Below are 19,038 nucleotides of genomic sequence, written 5' to 3'. Positions count from 1 at the left end.
TCCTATACTTTCATCTTGATTCTACAACTTTCGCTAATTTACAGCAAATATTTTCAAAACATATTGAACAATATATTTATTCAACTCTTGAAACTAAAAAACACCACTCTCAAAAGAGAGTGATGTTACAACTCTTAAGCAATGTCCACATAGCGTCTTGCACCACTATAGGTTACATAAGACAACCAGGTGTGGCCATCAGCTGTAAGGACCTTGTCATAGCGAACGGACATGCCTTTATCATAGTAGGCTAACTCTGGGCTTGCAACGCTTGGTTGAGCCTTGATAGAGCTAGGTTTTGTAAAGGTATAAGTGCCAGTTGCAGCTAAGCTTGGACTTGCTGGTTGAGCAACTGCTGTTGCCTTACCATCAATAGCAATGTAACGGCGGTTGCCTCCATGGCTAACATAAGAGAGCCATGTATGACCATCTGCAGTCACCAATCTGTCATAGTTAACGGACATACCAGCATCATAGTAGGCCAACTCTGGACTTGCCACACTTGGTTCTGCTTTAATGCTAGAGCGTTCCTTGAAAGTATAGGTACCAGAAGATGGTGTACTTGGTTGAACGGGTTGTTCTACTGGTTTAGTCACACTTGTTGGTGCGATAGCCACATAGAAACGATGTCCTGAATAGCTAAGGTAAGAAAGCCATGTATAGCCATCATTATTGACAACCTTGTCATAGTTAACTGACATACCTGAATCATAATAGCTAACATCTGGGTTGGCTACCAAAGGTTGAGTCTTAATGCCAGAACGGGCGGTAAAGGTATATGAACCTGAAGCTGGAAGATTGTGGCGGGTTGCATTTTGAACTGGAACAGTTGTGCTAGTGCCTCCGATACCTACCATCTTACCGTCTTGAACATAGTAGAGATGGACAATGTATTCGCCTGCTTCAGACTTATGGTCGCTAACATTGATACGAACCTTGTAGCTACCATCACTTTGTCTGTCAGCTTGGTGCCATACAAGATCGTCTTGACCATTTTGAGCTGTCCAAACTGGAACACTTACGCCTTGGATAGCTTTATCACCACCAGAAACATTAGTGATATGAACGTCAAAACCAAGGTTAGAGAGATTTTCAATATTGATAGTACCACTTGGTTTGCTTTCTTGTTGAGCAAGTTTAGCCACGGCTACATAACGGCGGTTGCCATTGTAACTGAGGTAAGAAAGCCATTGGTAACCATCACCACTGACAATCTTGTCGTAGTTGACTGACATACCAGCATCGTAGTAGGCCAACTCTGGACTTGCCACACGTGGTTCTGCCTTGATACTAGAACGTTCTTTGAAGGTATAAGTTCCTGAATCAGGAAGGCTATAGCTAGTAGTTGTGTGAGTTTCTTCAACCTTGGCAGGAACTGTGTAAGTTGTGCCACCCACACCAACTAATTTACCATTAGTTTCAACATAGTAAAGATGAACATTGTAGAGGCCACGTTCATTCTTGTGGTCAGTTAGACTGACGTTAACCTTGTAGTTACCATTGTTAAGACGAGTCGCATTGTACCAGATAATGTCATCTTGACCATTCTTTTCAGACCAGATTGGAACAGACACTCCGAGGACACCGTTTTGATCTGATACATTACTGATAACCACGCTAAAGTCACCATTGTTATGACTTTCAATAGAAATGTCGCCTCTTGGTTTAGCTACAGCCTCTGCAGCAGCACCCAGGTCGACGTAACGACGGGTGCCATTGTATGACACATAAGAAATCCAACGGTGGTTGTCCGCAAGCAAAGATCTATCGTAGTTGACTGACATACCTGGATCAAAATTGAACTCAGTCTTGGCAGTCAAGCTAGGTTGGTTCTTCACATCTGCAGGTTTAGTAAAATAATAAGTACCACGTTCAGGGATGGTTTCATCTCTAGTCGCTTCAGTGTTGCTACTAGTGTTTTCAGACTTCAAAGCTGCGATATCAGCGTAGTAGCGTTCATAATCGTAACCAATGTAAGAAATCCATTGATGATTGTCTCTCTTCAAAACCTTATCATAGATAACATGGTCACCTGTACTAAAGACAAAGGTAGGTTTGATATCCATGATTGGTGCTGTACGAATTTCAGTGGTGCGACGGAAATAGAAAGTACCGTTTGATGGGATATCAAGAGAACCATCAGCAGTCACAGGACCATCCACACCAGGTTGAGGAGCATCTACAGCTTCACGATCAGTAACTCTAGTTTCTGCTACTTCTGAAGTTGCTGAACGGTTAGTCTCACTTGCTGCTTCAGAGCTAGCTACTGATGACACTTCAGAACGTGGACTAGCCACTTCTGATTTAGATACAGAAGCAACAGCAGATGCAGAATGGACAACCTCTGCCGGTACTTCCAAAGAAGCAGCCTCGCTAGCCACTACACTACTAGCTTCAGAAGAAGCAACTTCACTGCTAGCAAGCTTAGGTCTTGGCGCTTCAGATCTTGAAGCTGGTTGATTGAGGACATCAGTAACAGCTTCTGAAGTTGCCTGGTCGATTTGAAGTGGTTCAGAATTATTTACAAAAACTTCATAATCCTTGCTGGTACTTGTGCTGTTGGCTTGTTCCTGAGCCAAAGCATGTCCACCAAGCATCAAGCTCGCACCAATCAAGACTGATGCAGCTCCAAAAGAATATTTACGAATTGAGTAACGTTGACGTTCCTTAACAACATATGCCTTTCTCATTTTGATCACTCTCACTTTCTAGGCTGTTTGATAAACATTGGAACCGTTTTCATATTTCTATTATACCCCTTTGAAATATTTTTTACAATTATTTCAATATTATTACTAAAGTTTTTAAAGTAAAAAAGATAGGATTTTCATCCTACCTTTTCAAGTTACTTTTATTGTATCACATCTTAGAGCTGTTCTGCTACTGCTGAAAGAAGATCTTGGATACCATTGGCATCGCTACCACCGGCCATGGCCATATCTGGTTTACCACCACCACGACCTGATACGATTGGTGCGAGAACCTTGATAACATTACCTGCGTGAACATCTTTAGACTTGCTTGCTACAAGAACATTAACTTTTTCGCCAATGTGAGCCGCAAGAACAAGAACGTCAGAGTAGTCTGCTTGTTTCCATTGGTCCGCGAAGGTACGAAGGGCACCTGCATCAGAAACTTCCACTTGGCTAGCAATGTAACGAACACCGTTAGCTTCTTTAACATCTTTGAAGACGTCACCAGCTGCAGCTGCAGCTGCCTTTTCTTTAAGCGCAGCATTTTCTTTTTGAAGGGCATGCAATTGCTCTTGAAGGCTAGCAACCTTGTTAGGCACTTCTTTCAATTGTGGTGCCTTAAGTGTTGCTGCGATTGCTTTGAGGGCATCTTCTTCTTCACGGTAAGCAAGGTAAGCTTCACGTGATGTCACTGCCAAGATACGACGTGTTCCTGAACCGATACCTTCTTCTTTAACAATCTTGAACATACCGATTTCAGCAGTGTTGGCAACGTGCGTACCACCACAAAGCTCAACAGAGTAATCACCGATTGAAACGACACGAACATTCTTACCATATTTTTCACCAAAGAGGGCCATAGCTCCCATTGATTTAGCAGTGTCAATATCTGTTTCAATAGTTGTTACTGGAGTAGCTTTCCAGATTTCTTCGTTGACTTGTTCTTCGATAGCACGCAATTCTTCTGGAGTTACAGCCTCAAAGTGAGTGAAGTCGAAACGCAAGAATTCTTGTTCGTTAAGAGAACCAGCTTGAACAGCATGATCACCGACGATGTTATGAAGGGCAGCGTGCAAGAGGTGAGTCGCTGTGTGGTTCTTCATGACACGGTGACGACGTGTGTGGTCAATTTCAAGTTTGTAGTTAGCTCCTACAACAAGTTCACCTTCAACTTCAACAGTGTGAAGGGCTTGTCCATTTGGTGCACGTTGAACATCAACAACACGCGCAACGACTGTACCAGCTGCATCTGAGATTGTACCGTGGTCTGCTACTTGTCCACCCATTTCAGCGTAGAATGGTGTTTGTTCAAAGACAAGGAGGGCTTGACCAGAGTTAACACTATCATGACGAGCATCATCAGCAACGATTACGCTCAAACGGCTTTCAGCAGTTTCCGCTTCATACAAGAACTCAGATGGTTCAGTGATGTTAGCGAGGGTTTCATTTTGCATACCCATAGAACCACCTTTGACGACGCTAGCACGCGCACGATCTTGTTGTTCTTTCATGGCAGCTTTGAAACCTTCATGGTCAATCTTGAAGCCTTCATCTTCAGCCAACTCTTCTGTCAATTCCACTGGGAATCCATAAGTATCGTAAAGTTTAAAGATGTCTTTACCTTCAAGCGTATCTTTACCAGATTTCTTAAGGTTAGCAAGAAGCTCATCAAGCATGCTTGAACCTGCATCGATGGTACGTGCAAAGGTTTCTTCTTCACGTTTAACAATTTTCTCGATAAAGTCTTTCTTCTCAAGAACTTCTGGGTAATAACTTTCCATGATTTGACCAACAGTTGGGACAAGTTTGTATAAGAAAGCGTCAGAAATACCGAGACGACGACCGTGCATTACGGCACGACGGAGAAGACGACGAAGGACATAACCACGACCTTCATTACCTGGAAGAGCACCATCACCGATAGCAAATGCCAATGAACGAATGTGGTCAGCAATAACCTTGAAGCTCATTGTGTCACCATCTGGATCGTAAGTTTTACCAGACATTTTTTCGATTTCACGAATGATAGGCATGAAGAGGTCTGTTTCAAAGTTTGTTTTAGCCCCTTGCATTACGGCTACAAGACGTTCAAGACCTGCGCCCGTATCAATGTTTTTATTAGGAAGTTCCTTGTATTCTGAACGTGGAACTGCTGGGTCTGCGTTGAATTGTGACAAAACGATGTTCCAAATTTCAATGTAACGATCGTTTTCAATATCTTCTTCAAGCAAACGGATACCAATATTATCAGGGTCAAAGTCTTCGCCACGGTCAAAGAAGATTTCAGTATCTGGTCCTGAAGGTCCAGCACCGATTTCCCAGAAGTTATCTTCAATTGGAATCAAATGACTTGGTTCAACACCGCAGGCAATCCAACGGTTGTATGAATCTTTATCATCTGGATAGTAAGTCATGTAAAGCTTGTCTTTTGGAAAATCAAACCACTCTGGGCTTGTCAAAAGCTCATAACCCCACTCAATAGCTTCATCACGGAAGTAATCACCAACTGAGAAGTTACCAAGCATTTCAAACATTGTGTGGTGACGAGCTGTCTTACCAACGTTTTCGATATCGTTGGTACGGATAGCCTTTTGTGAGTTGGTGATACGTGGATTTTCAGGAATCACAGAGCCATCAAAGTATTTTTTCAAAGTGGCAACCCCTGAGTTAATCCAAAGAAGGGTTGGATCGTTAACTGGAACCAAGTTAGCTGATGGTTCAACAGCGTGACCTTTTGATTTCCAGAAATCAAGCCACATTTGACGAATTTGTGCTGAAGTAAGTTGTTTCATTGTTTCTCCTTAATCAATTATTTCTTATTTTGAGCTATTCTCGAGCATTTCCACATAGTCAATAGCGACACATAGGGAAATGGCTAAATCGGCATAAGTATTTTCATAAACGGTAACAGTATAGGTCGATGTTAGATGGAAGAATTCCTTTTGAATCCTAGCAACTACCTGATCTTGACTATTAAGCAGTTGAAAATCCAGGTCCCAAATATTCCCCTCTATTCGCAAGCCAAGATTATCGACATCATACTTATCACGAAGAAAGGTTAATTTTTTACGAATGTAAAAACTCGAACCATCCTGTAAATCCACCGTAAATTTGGGTAAGAGACTAATAGGCTCCTTGGTGATATGACTGATCTCACGACCATCCTCGCCAAAAATTGTAAAGGTCTTTGGAATCTTAAAAAAGGATCCTTCGACCTGATAGGCAACTCTACCTTGATCATCCTTGATATCAAAGCGTTCACCACCCAATCGAAACTTCTGTTTGACAAAATAGGTTTTCATACGCCACCTCCACTATTGCCACACACTTCATTCAGAAAATACCCAAAGAATAAAAGACAAGACCACTAAACGAAGGGCGACGTGAACCGCGGTACCACCTTCATTCAATGAACTTGTCATTCTTATTTGTCTTTAATTGTGAACTTTGAGTAGCAAGTAACCAAATTCGTCCATGGCTCGCAGCGACCGCCATTTTTCTGTATCAGAAGCGATGATTACCAATCTCAAAGGGATGGCCAAAAATGTCATGATATTAGAACTTTTAGCCACTCTTCATTTTAACGTGTTTTAGGTCTTAGGTCAAGCTGATAATAGCATTATCAACTCTATCTTGTGATTTATTTGCTAGAGCTTGATGATGAACTTGATGAAGCCCCAGAACCAGTCACATACTGGTCAAGAATTGCGCTGAAGGCCTTGTCTACAACTTTAACATTGTATTTTTTAAGGACCTTAGCAATCACTGAGTTAGTGAAGTTAGTATCAGCTTTCTTACCATTGATGATAACCTTAGTCAAATCATCCTTATAGTTTTTCCAATCTGCATTTTTCTCAGATTTTGAAACAGTCTTGACGATGTAGTAAGTTGCAGCACCAGTTGAACTGTTTGAAACAGTCACTACATCAGAAACGGCATTAGCATCTTGCTTGAAGGCCGCTGTCAAAACATCTGTCGGGAAGTCTTGAGAAGCTGAGTTAACTGTCTTAGAAGTCACTTCCAAGCTGTTATCTTTAGCAACTTGTGAGAAATCTGCTCCTTCTGCTTTAGCTTCAGAGTCTACCTTATCTGCCACTGCTTTATCAGTAGTTGAAACTACTTGTACCTCTGTATTTGGTGTGTAGTTATCATAGGCAGCCTTGTAATTTGCTTCCGTCAAATCTTTTTGTGCGGCTTGGTTAACAGCATACTCAACCAATTTTTGTGTACGGATTTGAGTACGGTATGACTCTTCTGTTTGACCATAGGCTGCTAGTACTTGTGAGAATTGATCTCCGTATTGTTCTGAAGCTTGCTTATAAGCTTTGTCTACGTCTTCTTTGCTGACTTTGCTACCATATTCTTTTTCAAGAGCCTTTTGCAAAGTTGCACTCAAAACACTTTGTTGTGTTTGGCTGCTACCTTTAAGTGAATCAAAGACATCACCGACAGTAACAGTATCACCTTTCATAGATACCAAAGTTGTTTCTTCAGTCGTTTTGTTACCTAGAGAAACATACATAGCACCTGCACCAACGAGAGCTGAAACAGCTACAAGGGCAAGACCTCCGAGGAAGCGGCCACCTGAGCTTGGTTTACCAGCATCACGTGTCTTTTTCGTTTTAGCACGTTTAGCTTTTTCTTTCGCTTTTTCACTAGCGAGGGCGATGCTTTCCTCTTCTTCTTTTTGGCGATCAAGATGCTCTTGTTCTGCGTCTTTGTCTGCTACAACCTCTTCAACAGTTTCTTCAGTTGACTCAAGGTTTTCATTTTCTTTAGCCATTCTATCTACTCCTTAAATTGTCAATATCTTTGTTATTATACCACACTTACTTAAATAATGCTTAATCTGGCAAGATAATATTTTCAGAATTTTTCCGAAGCATAAGAAGTCCGTCACTCATAGGTACCAAACTAGCAGTCAAACCAGGGTTATCTAAGGTCGCATCAAAAAGACGATGCAAACCACGGTAAATCGTACGCTGACCACGACGAACCTCCATAATGTCCTTGGCAATATCCCCCCCTTGGAAGATATCATCAAAGACAATGACACCACCTACCTTGAGACGTTTTAGGATTTCAGGCAGAAAGACGATATATTTAGACTTGGCTGAGTCCATAAAAACAAAATCATAATCAGTGTCCAAATCTTGCAAAACTTCTGCTGCATCACCTTCAACTAAGGTAATTTGTTTGCGGCTGTCATACTTGGCTAGATTTTCCTTGGCAAAGCCAATCATTTCTTCATTACGATCAACCGTCGTAATCTGAGCATCAGGGGCATACTCAGCCATAAGAAGAGCTGAAAAACCAATAGCCGTTCCTACCTCAAGGATTTTCTTAGGCTGCAAGGTCTGTAACAAAAATCGGAAATAAGCAACAACTTCGTGCTGGATAATTGGAATATTTTCCTTACGAGCAAAGGCCTCCAGCTCAGCCAAATGCCCTTTATTTTCCTGAAGATGCGTTCGCATGTAGTCCACGATATCCTTGTTTACTACTGGGCGACGCATGTTGTGATTTGCGTTTTTACTATATGATTTAACCATGTGTTTTATTATATAAAAAATCCCTAGCGAGTGCTAGAGATTTTTCTTATCTATAACTCAAATCCTCATCATTAGACTACTTGACGAATAACCTTCTTTTTCAAGAGGTAAGCAATAACTAAAGCTACCACGTAAAGAGCAATGAAAACAAGCAAGGTCATCTGGTAAGATTTTGTCAATTCATAGGTTACCGACAGGAGCATTGGTCCCACCAAGGCTGCCATAGCCCAGGCAGTCAGAATATAACCATGAAGGGTAGCCAATTCCTTTGCCCCAAAGATATCGCTAAGGTAGGGAGGAATCAAGGAGAATCCTGCCCCGTAGCAAGTCATCAGAACAGCCATCGCAACCACAAAGACAAGTGGAACTTGCAGGACAATTAGGAAGATAGCCATAACGATATTAACCACAAAGAGGAGGATAAAGGTCTTCGGACGCCCAATATAATCCGACAACCCTGCCCACAGAAGGCGACCAAAACCATTGAAGATTCCCATAACACCGACAACAACTGCTGCTGATTTCGCTGACATCCCAACCATATCTTGAGCCATTGGAGAAATAGCAGAGACAAGGGCTAAGCCACATGAAATATTGATAAACAAGATAAGCCATAACCAGTAGAAAGTTGACGATTTCAGAGCTTCATTAGCCGTAACCCCTTTGCTCAAATCAGCAGCCTGACGGTTTGGACTCTTGTCAGCCAACAGTTGTGCTTCCTCTACACTTGGTCGTTTAATGAATTGTGAGACAAAAAGCATCACAATAAAATAAACAACTCCCAAGATATAAAAGGTCTGCTCAACACCACGTGCCTGAATCAGATATTGGGCAATAGGGCTGGTCAAGAGCGATGCAAAGCCAAATCCCATAATGGCAAGACCAGTCGCAAGCCCACGCTTGTCAGGAAACCACTTAATGATGGTTGAAACAGGCGTAATATACCCCACACCCAGTCCTAGACCACCAAGAATACCGTACCCAAGATAAAGTATCCACAGCTCTCCCTGAGCAATGGCAACTCCAGTTAGAATGTTACCTCCAGCATAGAGAACAGCCGACATACTTCCAGTCACTCTAGGACCAAATTTTTCAACCAAACGCCCCATAAAAGCTGCAGAAAGACCAAGACAAAAGATAGCCAATGAAAAGGCAAAAGAAACTGAAGATTGATCCCAGCCAGTCTGGGCCATAATAGGATTACGATAGATACTCCAAGCATAGGTAGACCCCAACATGAGATGGAGTAAGACACCACACGTTGCTACAAGATAACGATTGGTTGTTTTCACAAAAACCTACTTTCTATTTCTGAACATTGTTCACTTATCAATTATAAAACGTTAGGTTTTTAGTCTATCATGAATATAAACAAGGGGCTACAAATATGCTCATTAGTAATTTCCGTAGCAATCAAGACTTTTATACTGTAAATGTTCGTTTTTAGACATAAAAAGAACCACTCTTATTCAGAATGATTCTTTCATATAGTATAGTAACTTCTTTTTAAGAAAGATGAACACCTTTTTCAACCAAGGCTTCCAATTCAACGAGACGGTCTTCAAAAACTTTGAAGGCAGCATCCAAGTAGTCGGTATTGGTCATATCAACACCAGCTTTCTTGATAACTTCCAAAGGATAATCTGAGCTTCCCGCCTTAAGGTAAGTAAGGTAAGCTTCTTTATCCTCCTCAGTACCGTGAACAATTTTTTCAGCCAAGTAGCTTGCTGCTGCAAACCCTGTAGCGTATTGGTAGACATAGTAATTCATGTAGAAATGCGGAATACGTTCCCACTCAAACTGAATTTCGTAGTTATCTTCAGCTTTAAGGTTATAGTATTTCTCATTGAGGTCTGCGTAAAGTTTATTCATGAAGTCGGCTGTCAAGATTTGACCAGATGCATCTGCTTCATGGATAGCATGCTCAAACTCAGCAAATTGGGTTTGACGGAAGACAGTTCCCTTGAAACCATCCAAATAGTGGTTAAGAATAGCAAAACGTGTCTTGTCATCTTTAACCTCTTTAAGCAGTGTTTCTGTCAAGATATTTTCATTAGTTGTAGACGCAATTTCCGCCAAGAAGATTGGGTAATCTCCATAAACATATGGTTGTGTCTGACGTGTGAACGTTGAATGCAAGCTGTGGCCAGTCTCGTGAACCAAAGTAAAGAGATTGTCCAGAGTGTCTTGCCAGTTCAAAAGCATGAAAGCATTGGTATCATAGGCACCACCTGAGTAAGCACCTGAGCGTTTTCCTTTGTTAGGGTGAACGTCAATCCAACGTTCCGTAAAGGCTGCATGAACCCCTTTACTATACTCTTCACCAAAGATTGCCAAGACTTCCTCTGCTTTTTTGAGGGATTCTTCATAAGTAAGAGCAGTTTCAGTCTCAGAAAGTGGTGTGTAGACGTCATACATCTTAAGCTCGTCAAGCCCCAAGACCTTCTTACGCAAATCAAGGTAACGGTGCAAAAGTGGCAAATGCTTATTCACTGATTCCAAGAGTGAGTCATAAACACTCTCTGGAATAAAATTAGCCGCAAGTGCTGCATGACGTGCCGAATTATAGTGACGAACTTTGGCTTGGTAATTGTGAACCTTAACAACGCCTTGAAGTGTTTGTGCATAGGTATGTTGGAACTGCTCGTAAGTACCGTACATCGCTTCATAAGCACCCTTACGAATGTCACGGTCCTTAGATTCCATGAGGGTGATAAAGTTACCATGTGTCAACTCAACCACATCCCCTTGGCCATCTGATACCCATGGGAAGAGGATATCAGCATTATCCAAGACATTAAAGGTATCCGTTGGACCGTTGAAAATATCACCGGCTGCTGCCAAGAGCTCTTCAGCTTCTTGAGAAAGAACGTGATCCTTGTTGGCCAAAAGACGTTCGAAATAGTGGTCATAAAGTCCAAGACCTGGCTCTTGTTCTTTAAATTCAGCTAATTTCTTATCATCCAAGGCCATAAATTCAGGCTCAAAGTAAGCAAAGGCTTCACTCAACTGTGAATAAAGATTTGAGGCCTTTGCTTGGTACTCTTGATACAGACCTACTGTTGTGTCTTGGTCATTTTTCATTGACGCATAGACATAGATTTTCTCCAAGCGACGCATAAGGCTCATATAAAGTTCTGTTGCCCCAAGCAAGTTCTTAGCAGAATCCAAGAGATGACCTGCATAAGCACTAGCCTTCTTCAAATCCTGAACAGTGCTTTCATATTCGGTCTCCCAATCTGTATCTGTCGCAAAAATGGTCGTCAAATCCCATGTGTATTTTTCTTCTAAATGAGTTCGATTGTCTGACATAATATTCTCCTTAATTGTGTCTATTCTTTTCTATTTTAGCATAAAAGGTGGGAGGGTAGAGAGTTTGTCGATAAGAAAAATGCCTTTTTCGATAATATTTCTTAAAAAGCTTTTCAAAACCTTCAAGTGACTGTCTAATTTGGACAAATCCTTGCTTAGATTCAGGAAATCTCACTTGTGGGAAAAAATCCTGATCAGACAGACTTAACAAATTCATTCCCCTAAGATAGGCTTCTTCCTGCCTTCTCATCCACCTTGGATTTTTCCCCATTAATTCTCGTTGAATTACATGTGAGACTTTCTTTCGCTGAGTCACTTGATAGGTCTCAACCCTCTCTGCTTGATAGGGAAAACGTAAAACCGCCATGAGATTCTCTGTTAAAGACCAGGCCTTAGTTAAGTAATAGACTTTCCCAAAAATATCCTCATAGATAAGATACTTAAGTCTAATTTCCTCTTTCTTCCAATCAAGCTCCCATAGATGAAATCCTATCTTAGCCGTAAAATAGAGAAAGTCCCGCTGTAAGTTTGTTAAACGTCCATTCAACCAGAGTTCCTCACCTAAAATCCAACGCACCTCATAACCTGCTTGGTGATAGGCACGTGTCCTCTCTCTCAAACGTTGCTGAGATAAACGAGAACACTGAACTTCCAGAGCCAGGGAATCGCCAACAAATAAATCTGCAATTTGCCCCATCTCGGACAAAACCTTTTCAATACGTACTTTTTCACCATGATTAACCAAAGATTTATATAAGGCTGCCTTAAGGGATAAATGTTGGGCCGATTCATTCTCCGAGAAGAACTGACAATCTTGCAAAGACTTATGAGCAAAATGCGGACACATTACCTGCCCCTGCCTCAATAGGACTCTACCTTGACAACCTGGACAACAATAAGTTTCCTCGCGATTTAACTCAGTTTCAAGTGCTGAAACCAATTTCCCTTCCGGATTTTTTGCAATTAACACGACACCCTCCTTCATGCACTCTCTTACTTATTCGCAAAAGAATTCACAAAATAAAAAAACATCTAGATGACTCTAGATGCGCCCCCATTCAAACTGAAACTTGCTCCCTGCTGTATGGAAACTTAGGGTTACAGGTGTATTGCTTACCTTGGGATACAAGTGCCGCTCAGTCCATTTGCTCTCTTTTCAAAATACTCGATTTCTAGAGGAAAATCCCCCATTTACCCTGAAACCAAGACTTTGAAAACAGTTTCTATCCTACATAACCATTAAAAATAGCTATTGTAGCATAGACAGATGCTCTCACAAACATCTGGTCAAATTCCGTCACTGAAGCATCATCCCAATATGCTTATCACCCTTTTGTTCCGCAATCCCACTAAAAACTTAATCCTTGAGTTGATAATAAGATAAAACAATTTTTAGACTTTTACAAGTTAAAGTCTTTATTTACTAACATTGAACCACTATTTCCCTAGGTGCAGTTCAATACCAACAAACGCAAAACCGTGTTGGTCCAAAATGGTTTCTAGTTAAGAATATCTTGTGATTGATAGTCAGTCAATCTGAAGAACTTTCCCTCTAGCTTCTTTACGCAGAACGTCATACTGCTTACAAGATACTATTTCCTAGAAGAGTATTGGCTAAAAACCCCACTCTCAAAACATACCACCTATCAGCATTAGGTTTAGTCCACCTTCTGATAGGTATATTAGCAGTTACTGCTTTATTTTCTTTCCCTCTTCGCTTTTGAAGATTAGTCTCTACCGATTCTGCTGTTTTTGAATCTGTCATTTGCTCTACACGGATTAAAAATACCGCTAGCTCCCGCTACGATGATGCTGATGTTTAAAATCGATTAACCTAATTTTTTTGCTGTTTAAATCTTCTCTTTTTTAAATCATCACAATGAAACATTGGAATTTGATAACTTAGAATTCCAGATTCTAAGCTAGTCCTTTTTGACTAGGGAGTCACCCTGCCAAAAAAACAAACTCTTCCTAACACAATCTATTATACTGTATTATAATTTTTTGTCAATTAATTTATTTCATATTTTTTGAAAATAATATTTAGACCCTTGTTTTTTACATGGTTAACTATAGAGAAAAGCTTATAATATAGGCCTTTTTACAGTTTTGAAAAAATTAGAAAATGTATATCATTTTTTCTTTTTTGAGTCTAAATCAAGTAGTTTTACTAAATATCAGAAAATTTCATCTTCCTTGTTTCTAGCTAACTTGATTCTTCCAAACCAAAATAAGCTAGGAAAATTTCCTAGCTTTTTTTGTATTATCTTAGTGTTTACGTTTGTAAGTTGAGATACCGAACAAGGCCAAAGCTGATGTCACCATAGCTGCACCTGCTGCTGCAGAAGCTGCTGTTGATTTTTCACCAGTAGCTGGGAGAGCTGGAGCTTCTTCTTTTACAGGTACTGATGTTGGTGTTACAGGTTTACCTGGTGTAGGTTCTGTTGGAGTTGTTGGTACTTGAGGTTTTGGTTTCTCAGTTGTTTCTTCAACAGACACAAAGTTTTTGTGGTAAGTAACTGATGCTGAAACAGTATTTGGAAGAACTGGTTTATTTGGTTCTTCTGGCAATTCAGGAACAACTACTGTTGAGTTAGTTGCGAACCAGTAAGCAGTTGGAACGTTAAGGTTATTTCCGCTTACGATGAAGTCCATTGGTTGGCCTTTGAAGATTGTTGCAGCAGCACCATAGTAGGCATTCTTCGTACGAGGTGTTCCATCTGGGTTAATCGCATCCCAACCTTCATCTGTGACTTCACCAGTTGTTGGGTCTACTGTTGGGTCACTGTTAAAGCGAGAACCGTTAGCAACAAATTCATTATCATTTGTTGCATAAGCATAACCATCTTCATGCAAAGTGATAGATGAACCAGGGATTTGAACGTATTCATTACCATTCAAACCAACTTTTTCAATGTGGTTTCCAAGTTCAGTGTTCCAGTGGTTAAGTGATGAGATACTCAAAACTGAACCATTTTTAGACAAATCAAGTGGTTTCACTGATGACTCAGAATCAAAGAAGTTCAAGTTCATCTTAACGTGAAGTTTTTTGTTAGTGTCGTCAGTTTGTGAACCAATGAAAAGTGTCTTCGTTGGATCGTGGTACAACTTAACAATGGCTGAACCATCTGTACTTGGTGTTTCTACCAAAGTGTAAGTTGCAACGATTTTCTTAACTGGAGTACCATTGAATGATGTTCCGTTTAGATTGTTGTATGTTACAGTCAACGTTTGACCTGTAGCCATCTTCAACCATACATCTTCAGTATATTCACCATCAGCATTGATAGTGTACTGTGTACCGTTAGCTGCACTGAAGTCACTTGGAATGTAACGAGATGTGTTGAACTGTTCAAGGATTTCATCTACTGAGTGACCTGATTGGATTGTTTTATCCAAGTAGTCAACAGAACCTGCTGAATTTTCAACAGTCATAGTAGCATTAGATTCTGTTTTATAGATTAAACCAGCAGCATTTTCAGCCAATCCTTTTGTCAAAAGACGAGCTGTTGTTCCACCAGTATATTCTTTATAAGCTTTTTCCCAAGCAGCATAAGCAAGAACGTCTTGGTAGTATTTGTCCAATTGTGTTTTGTAATCTGCAAGTTTTTGTTTATATTCTGAAACCGCAGTTGTCAAAGCTGTTGTTTGAACTTTGTTGTCATTGTTGGCAGCTTCGACGCTAGTGTGTTTAACACCTGCTTCTTCTGTAGCTGTAAATCCTCCTGTTGCAACAACATTTGCTTTAGCAGATGTAAGAGCTGCATCAGCTTCTTCACGAGTCAATTTATTTTCAGAAACAACTGTATTTGAAGCCTCTTGAGCATCTTTAGCTGCTTGATCTTGAACAGCTTTAACATCAGCAGAATCTTTTGATGCTGCTGCAGTCGTTGTTGCAGCTTCAACAGCGTTATTGAAGTCAGGATTTGAAACTTCAGCAATAGCTTTAGTTGTTGTTTTTACAGTAGTATCTGTTTCAGTAGTAGTTTTTTCTTCTGTTCCAGGTACTGTAGTGACAACCGCTGCATCACCTGTTGTTTTAACAAGATTAGCACTTGATTCTGCAGTCGTATTTGATACGGTTGCATCAGTATCAGTAGTTGCTGTTACATCTTTAGCTTCATCCGCAGCTGCTAGGCTTGTAGCTGCGAGTCCTGCAAGCAATACGCTTGAATACAATGTTGTTTTAAATGGATTGACTTTCATTTACACTTTCTCCTTCTTGGTTAACATTTTATTAACCTATTTTCTTCACCGTTTAATATACTACCGTGATTTTCAAAATTTGGCAATAGCTTTCTGAAAAAAATATTATATATTTGCTACATGTTTTTAAAGTTTGACACACTTTTGTTATAATTTAACCATTTATTTACAATTAATTGTAATTCGTAAGGATTTTACAGAGTTTGTACTTAATACTTTCTTATAACTGTTCATTTTTTTCTCATAATAAACTATTTCAACGATAGAATAGGCTTCCTATTAGAAACAGGTCATCAAGAACTGGCCTCTTCATAACTAAAAACACATAAAAAACACCTTCAAGACCTTGACATTAAGCGTTTTTCGTTGTATGCTTGAAAAAAATGTTAAGAAAGTTGGGGGACTTTTCAATGACAAAAAAAGAAACTAGGACACTGATCCTTTTTGGGGTTAGTATTATTTTTGCGAACCTTGTACTTCGTTTGCTTCTTAAACCACTACCTGAGGAGATAGCCTATCTCATTAAAACGATTGTTCTTGGGTGCGGATATTACTTCCTAGTACATAGGCGTCTAGGTTTAAAACTCAAATCAGCTAAAAAGATAAGTTGGTCTGAAACCTTAAGTGTTTGTTGGTTAATTCTTTTGGCAGATTTTTTCTATATTTCTGCTAGTGCTTTTGGTATCAGTAAGGCACCCCATATGATTGGCACTGCCTTGATCATTGCCTTAGGGGCTGGCTTTTTTGAGGAATATTTTTCTCGTGGACTCTTCCTTAAACTCGCCTTCCAAGATGGTGTTAAATCTTCAAAACAGGTTTTAGGAGTCGTCCTCCTATCTGCCTTATCCTTTGGACTAGCCCATCTTGGAAATCTCACTCACCAACCCTTGAATGCTACCCTGTTTCAGGTTTATTATGCGACAGCTATAGGTATATTCTATGCGGCGATTTACCTACGTACTGGTAGCCTATGGTGGACTATTGTTCTGCACTGTTTGATTGATTTTGCTAGTGTACTTTTCTCACAATCAACACAGGCTGCTCCGGCTACAAGTATCTGGCATTTCATTCTCTGGTTACCTTTAATTGCCCTAGGACTCTTCCTTATTCGTCCTAAAAAATTGGAAGCTATTAGATATCTTAATGACTAATATTTCAAACTGCATCCCACAAGTTAGATTTTTGGTGTCTAATCTGGGGATGCAGTTTTTCATTTATCAGCACCACATTCTTACAACTTATCTCAATTTCCATTATTACTCCTAAAACGATTTAACCATAGAAATTTCATATCAGCTCTTCATCTATTCCTATCAGAATTTTGCTGATTTTAGACTTCTCATTTTGTTATAATATGACCTACAATCATATTTTTCTAAAGGGGATGCTTATGAATTTTCAACAATGTCGCTATGTTCAGACTATCGCTGAAACAGGGTCTTTTAGTAAGGCTGCTAAAAAACTCTTTTTGACTCAACCTAATCTCTCAGCATCCATCCGTGATTTAGAGGAAGAACTTGGAGTCCAACTCTTTGAACGTTCCAATACAGGAGCTAAACTAACTGATGACGGTCATGATTTTCTCAAATACGCCAAACGTATTCTTGGAGAACTAGATCTACTAGAAGGACGTTACCGTAAATCCTTTAAGAAATCATTCACTGTTGCCAGTCACCACTACGATTTCTTGTCACTTCCCATGGCTCACATTGCCCAACGTTTTCGTAGTGATTATCAAGAATTTCAACTGATTGAAACAACAACTAGGAAGATTCTCAAAAGCGTTGAAAGCTTCGAAAGTGACCTGGGGATTATTTATCTAGATGAAGATAACGACCATATCCTAGAACGCAGTTTCCAACACATGGATTTAACTTTTACCCCACTTGGAGAGTTTGAAACCAAGATTTTCTTAGGTCGCCAACATCCCCTAGCTCACAAAAAATCCCTCAACCTCAAAGATTTAGAGGGATACCCACAGGTCCGCTTTCGTCAAGAAAGCTCTGGAATTCATTTTGACGAAGATCCTCTCGAGGTTCTGCCTGACCAACAAGTGATTTACAGTAATGACCGAGGCAGTGTCATGAATTTGCTCTGTGCTTCAGATAGTTACGCTTCTGGCCTCGGTATTGTTAATAGTTTCATTAAGGACCAAATTGTTTTACTTCCACTGAAGAACAGTCCAAAGCACACCTTGGGGTTTGTGACAAATAATAAACAGAAACAATCCGCAATTATTCAAGCATTTATCGAGGAAATTCAGGATAGCTTACTACCCCACCACTAAGGAGAAGAAAATGGAATTTCAAACACTTAACAATGGCATCAAAATACCCGTGCTTGGTTTTGGTGTCTGGCAAATTTTCGATCAAAAGGAATGTCAAAAAGCCGTTGAAGACGCTCTTTCTGTAGGCTATCGATTAATTGATACTGCTAGTCTTTATCGAAATGAGGAAGCCGTGGGACGTGCTATTAAGGCATCTGATATCCCTCGAGAGGATATTTTCTTGACTAGTAAAGCCTGGATTAGCCAGCTCGGCTACGAAGATACCAAATTAGCCCTAAAAGAAACACTTCGTAAACTAGATACTGACTATCTTGATTTATATTTGATTCATCAACCTTTTGGCGACTTACATGGTGCCTGGCGTGCTATGATTGAGCTTCAGCATGAAGGACTTATTAGAGCCATTGGGGTTTCTAACTTCTCAACAGGACGTTTGGCAGATTTTGCCTTGCAAACACCTGTTATTCCAGCAGTCAATCAAATTGAGTTGCATCCCTATAAACAACACAAACTTATCCAGAAAGCTGATAAGGAATTTGGCACCCTAACGCAAGCATGGGCTCCTTTTCACAGAGGAGAGGATGGTATTTTTCAGGACCTAACCCTAACTGCTATCGCTGAAAAACATGGCAAGACAGTTGCTCAGATTATCCTCAGATGGCAAACCCAACAAGGTATTCTAACCATCCCTAAAAGCACCCATATCGAACGCATGAAGGAAAACTTTGATAGCTTTAACTTTCACCTAGACCAAACAGACCTTGATGCTATTAGTAAATTAGACAGATACCCAAATGCTTATGGTCCTGATGAAAGTGTGGAACGCATTAAGCATTTATTGAAATATAGTGTATAAGAAAACGAGTTCGACTGAACTCGTTTTTCTTATACACCAGCTCCTCTTGTGGCTTTCCTTAAGTAGTGACGGAGCTTAAGTGACATTCTCCATTAAATAATTTTCAGTTTTAAGGAATCAGAACTCCTAAGT

General features: G+C 40.2%; 13 protein-coding genes. 3 read left to right on the top strand and 10 right to left on the bottom strand.

Going from position 1 to position 19,038, the window contains the following annotated elements; all coding sequences use genetic code 11:
- Positions 1-134: 134 nt before the first annotated feature.
- The 10 genes from ACYVQ1_RS00425 to ACYVQ1_RS00380 all read right to left on the bottom strand — a co-directional run bounded on the left by ACYVQ1_RS00425 (position 135) and on the right by ACYVQ1_RS00380 (position 15,763).
- On the bottom strand, positions 135-2,690 hold the full coding sequence (locus tag ACYVQ1_RS00425; RefSeq protein ID WP_461249460.1) for an SH3 domain-containing protein: 2,556 nt from the start codon (positions 2,688-2,690) through the stop codon (positions 135-137).
- Between the two features lie 176 nt (positions 2,691-2,866).
- Entirely contained in the window at positions 2,867-5,485 is a 2,619-nt protein-coding gene (alaS, locus tag ACYVQ1_RS00420) for an alanine--tRNA ligase (RefSeq protein ID WP_060973372.1), read from the bottom strand.
- Between the two features lie 24 nt (positions 5,486-5,509).
- Positions 5,510-5,995 (bottom strand): LURP-one-related/scramblase family protein, encoded by a 486-nt coding sequence (locus tag ACYVQ1_RS00415; RefSeq protein WP_461249459.1) that lies wholly within the window; start codon positions 5,993-5,995, stop codon positions 5,510-5,512.
- Positions 5,996-6,127: 132 nt separating this feature from the next.
- The gene (locus ACYVQ1_RS00410) at positions 6,128-6,265 is read right to left on the bottom strand and encodes a hypothetical protein (protein ID WP_157747910.1); all 138 of its coding nucleotides are present in this window, start codon (positions 6,263-6,265) and stop codon (positions 6,128-6,130) included.
- Between the two features lie 68 nt (positions 6,266-6,333).
- The gene (locus ACYVQ1_RS00405; RefSeq protein WP_002885515.1) at positions 6,334-7,476 is read right to left on the bottom strand and encodes a peptidyl-prolyl cis-trans isomerase; all 1,143 of its coding nucleotides are present in this window, start codon (positions 7,474-7,476) and stop codon (positions 6,334-6,336) included.
- 61 nt (positions 7,477-7,537) lie between these two features.
- Entirely contained in the window at positions 7,538-8,245 is a 708-nt protein-coding gene (locus ACYVQ1_RS00400; RefSeq protein ID WP_014633986.1) for an O-methyltransferase, read from the bottom strand.
- 71 nt (positions 8,246-8,316) lie between these two features.
- Entirely contained in the window at positions 8,317-9,537 is a 1,221-nt protein-coding gene (locus tag ACYVQ1_RS00395; protein ID WP_461249458.1) for an L-lactate MFS transporter, read from the bottom strand.
- Positions 9,538-9,751: 214 nt separating this feature from the next.
- Positions 9,752-11,557, bottom strand: a complete 1,806-nt coding sequence (pepF, locus tag ACYVQ1_RS00390; RefSeq protein WP_461249457.1) for an oligoendopeptidase F — start codon at positions 11,555-11,557, stop codon at positions 9,752-9,754.
- Positions 11,558-11,567: 10 nt separating this feature from the next.
- Positions 11,568-12,527, bottom strand: coding sequence for a competence protein CoiA (locus ACYVQ1_RS00385; protein ID WP_461249456.1), 960 nt, complete (start codon positions 12,525-12,527; stop codon positions 11,568-11,570).
- Between the two features lie 1,298 nt (positions 12,528-13,825).
- A complete protein-coding gene (locus ACYVQ1_RS00380; RefSeq protein ID WP_461249455.1) occupies positions 13,826-15,763 on the bottom strand; it encodes a GbpC/Spa domain-containing protein in 1,938 nt (645 codons plus the stop codon).
- 410 nt (positions 15,764-16,173) lie between these two features.
- Between ACYVQ1_RS00380 and ACYVQ1_RS00375 the strand changes: the two genes are divergently transcribed.
- The 3 genes from ACYVQ1_RS00375 to ACYVQ1_RS00365 all read left to right on the top strand — a co-directional run bounded on the left by ACYVQ1_RS00375 (position 16,174) and on the right by ACYVQ1_RS00365 (position 18,906).
- Positions 16,174-16,914, top strand: a complete 741-nt coding sequence (locus ACYVQ1_RS00375) for a CPBP family intramembrane glutamic endopeptidase (protein WP_289092562.1) — start codon at positions 16,174-16,176, stop codon at positions 16,912-16,914.
- A gap of 239 nt (positions 16,915-17,153) precedes the next feature.
- Positions 17,154-18,050, top strand: coding sequence for a LysR family transcriptional regulator (locus tag ACYVQ1_RS00370; RefSeq protein WP_002885507.1), 897 nt, complete (start codon positions 17,154-17,156; stop codon positions 18,048-18,050).
- 10 nt (positions 18,051-18,060) lie between these two features.
- The gene (locus ACYVQ1_RS00365; RefSeq protein WP_461249454.1) at positions 18,061-18,906 is read left to right on the top strand and encodes an aldo/keto reductase; all 846 of its coding nucleotides are present in this window, start codon (positions 18,061-18,063) and stop codon (positions 18,904-18,906) included.
- The last annotated feature ends 132 nt before the right edge of the window (positions 18,907-19,038 follow it).

The sequence above is a fragment of the Streptococcus parasalivarius genome, from assembly GCF_054785155.1.
The sequence above is the reverse complement of the archived record's forward strand: the minus strand, read 5'-3'. Positions and strand labels throughout refer to the sequence as shown.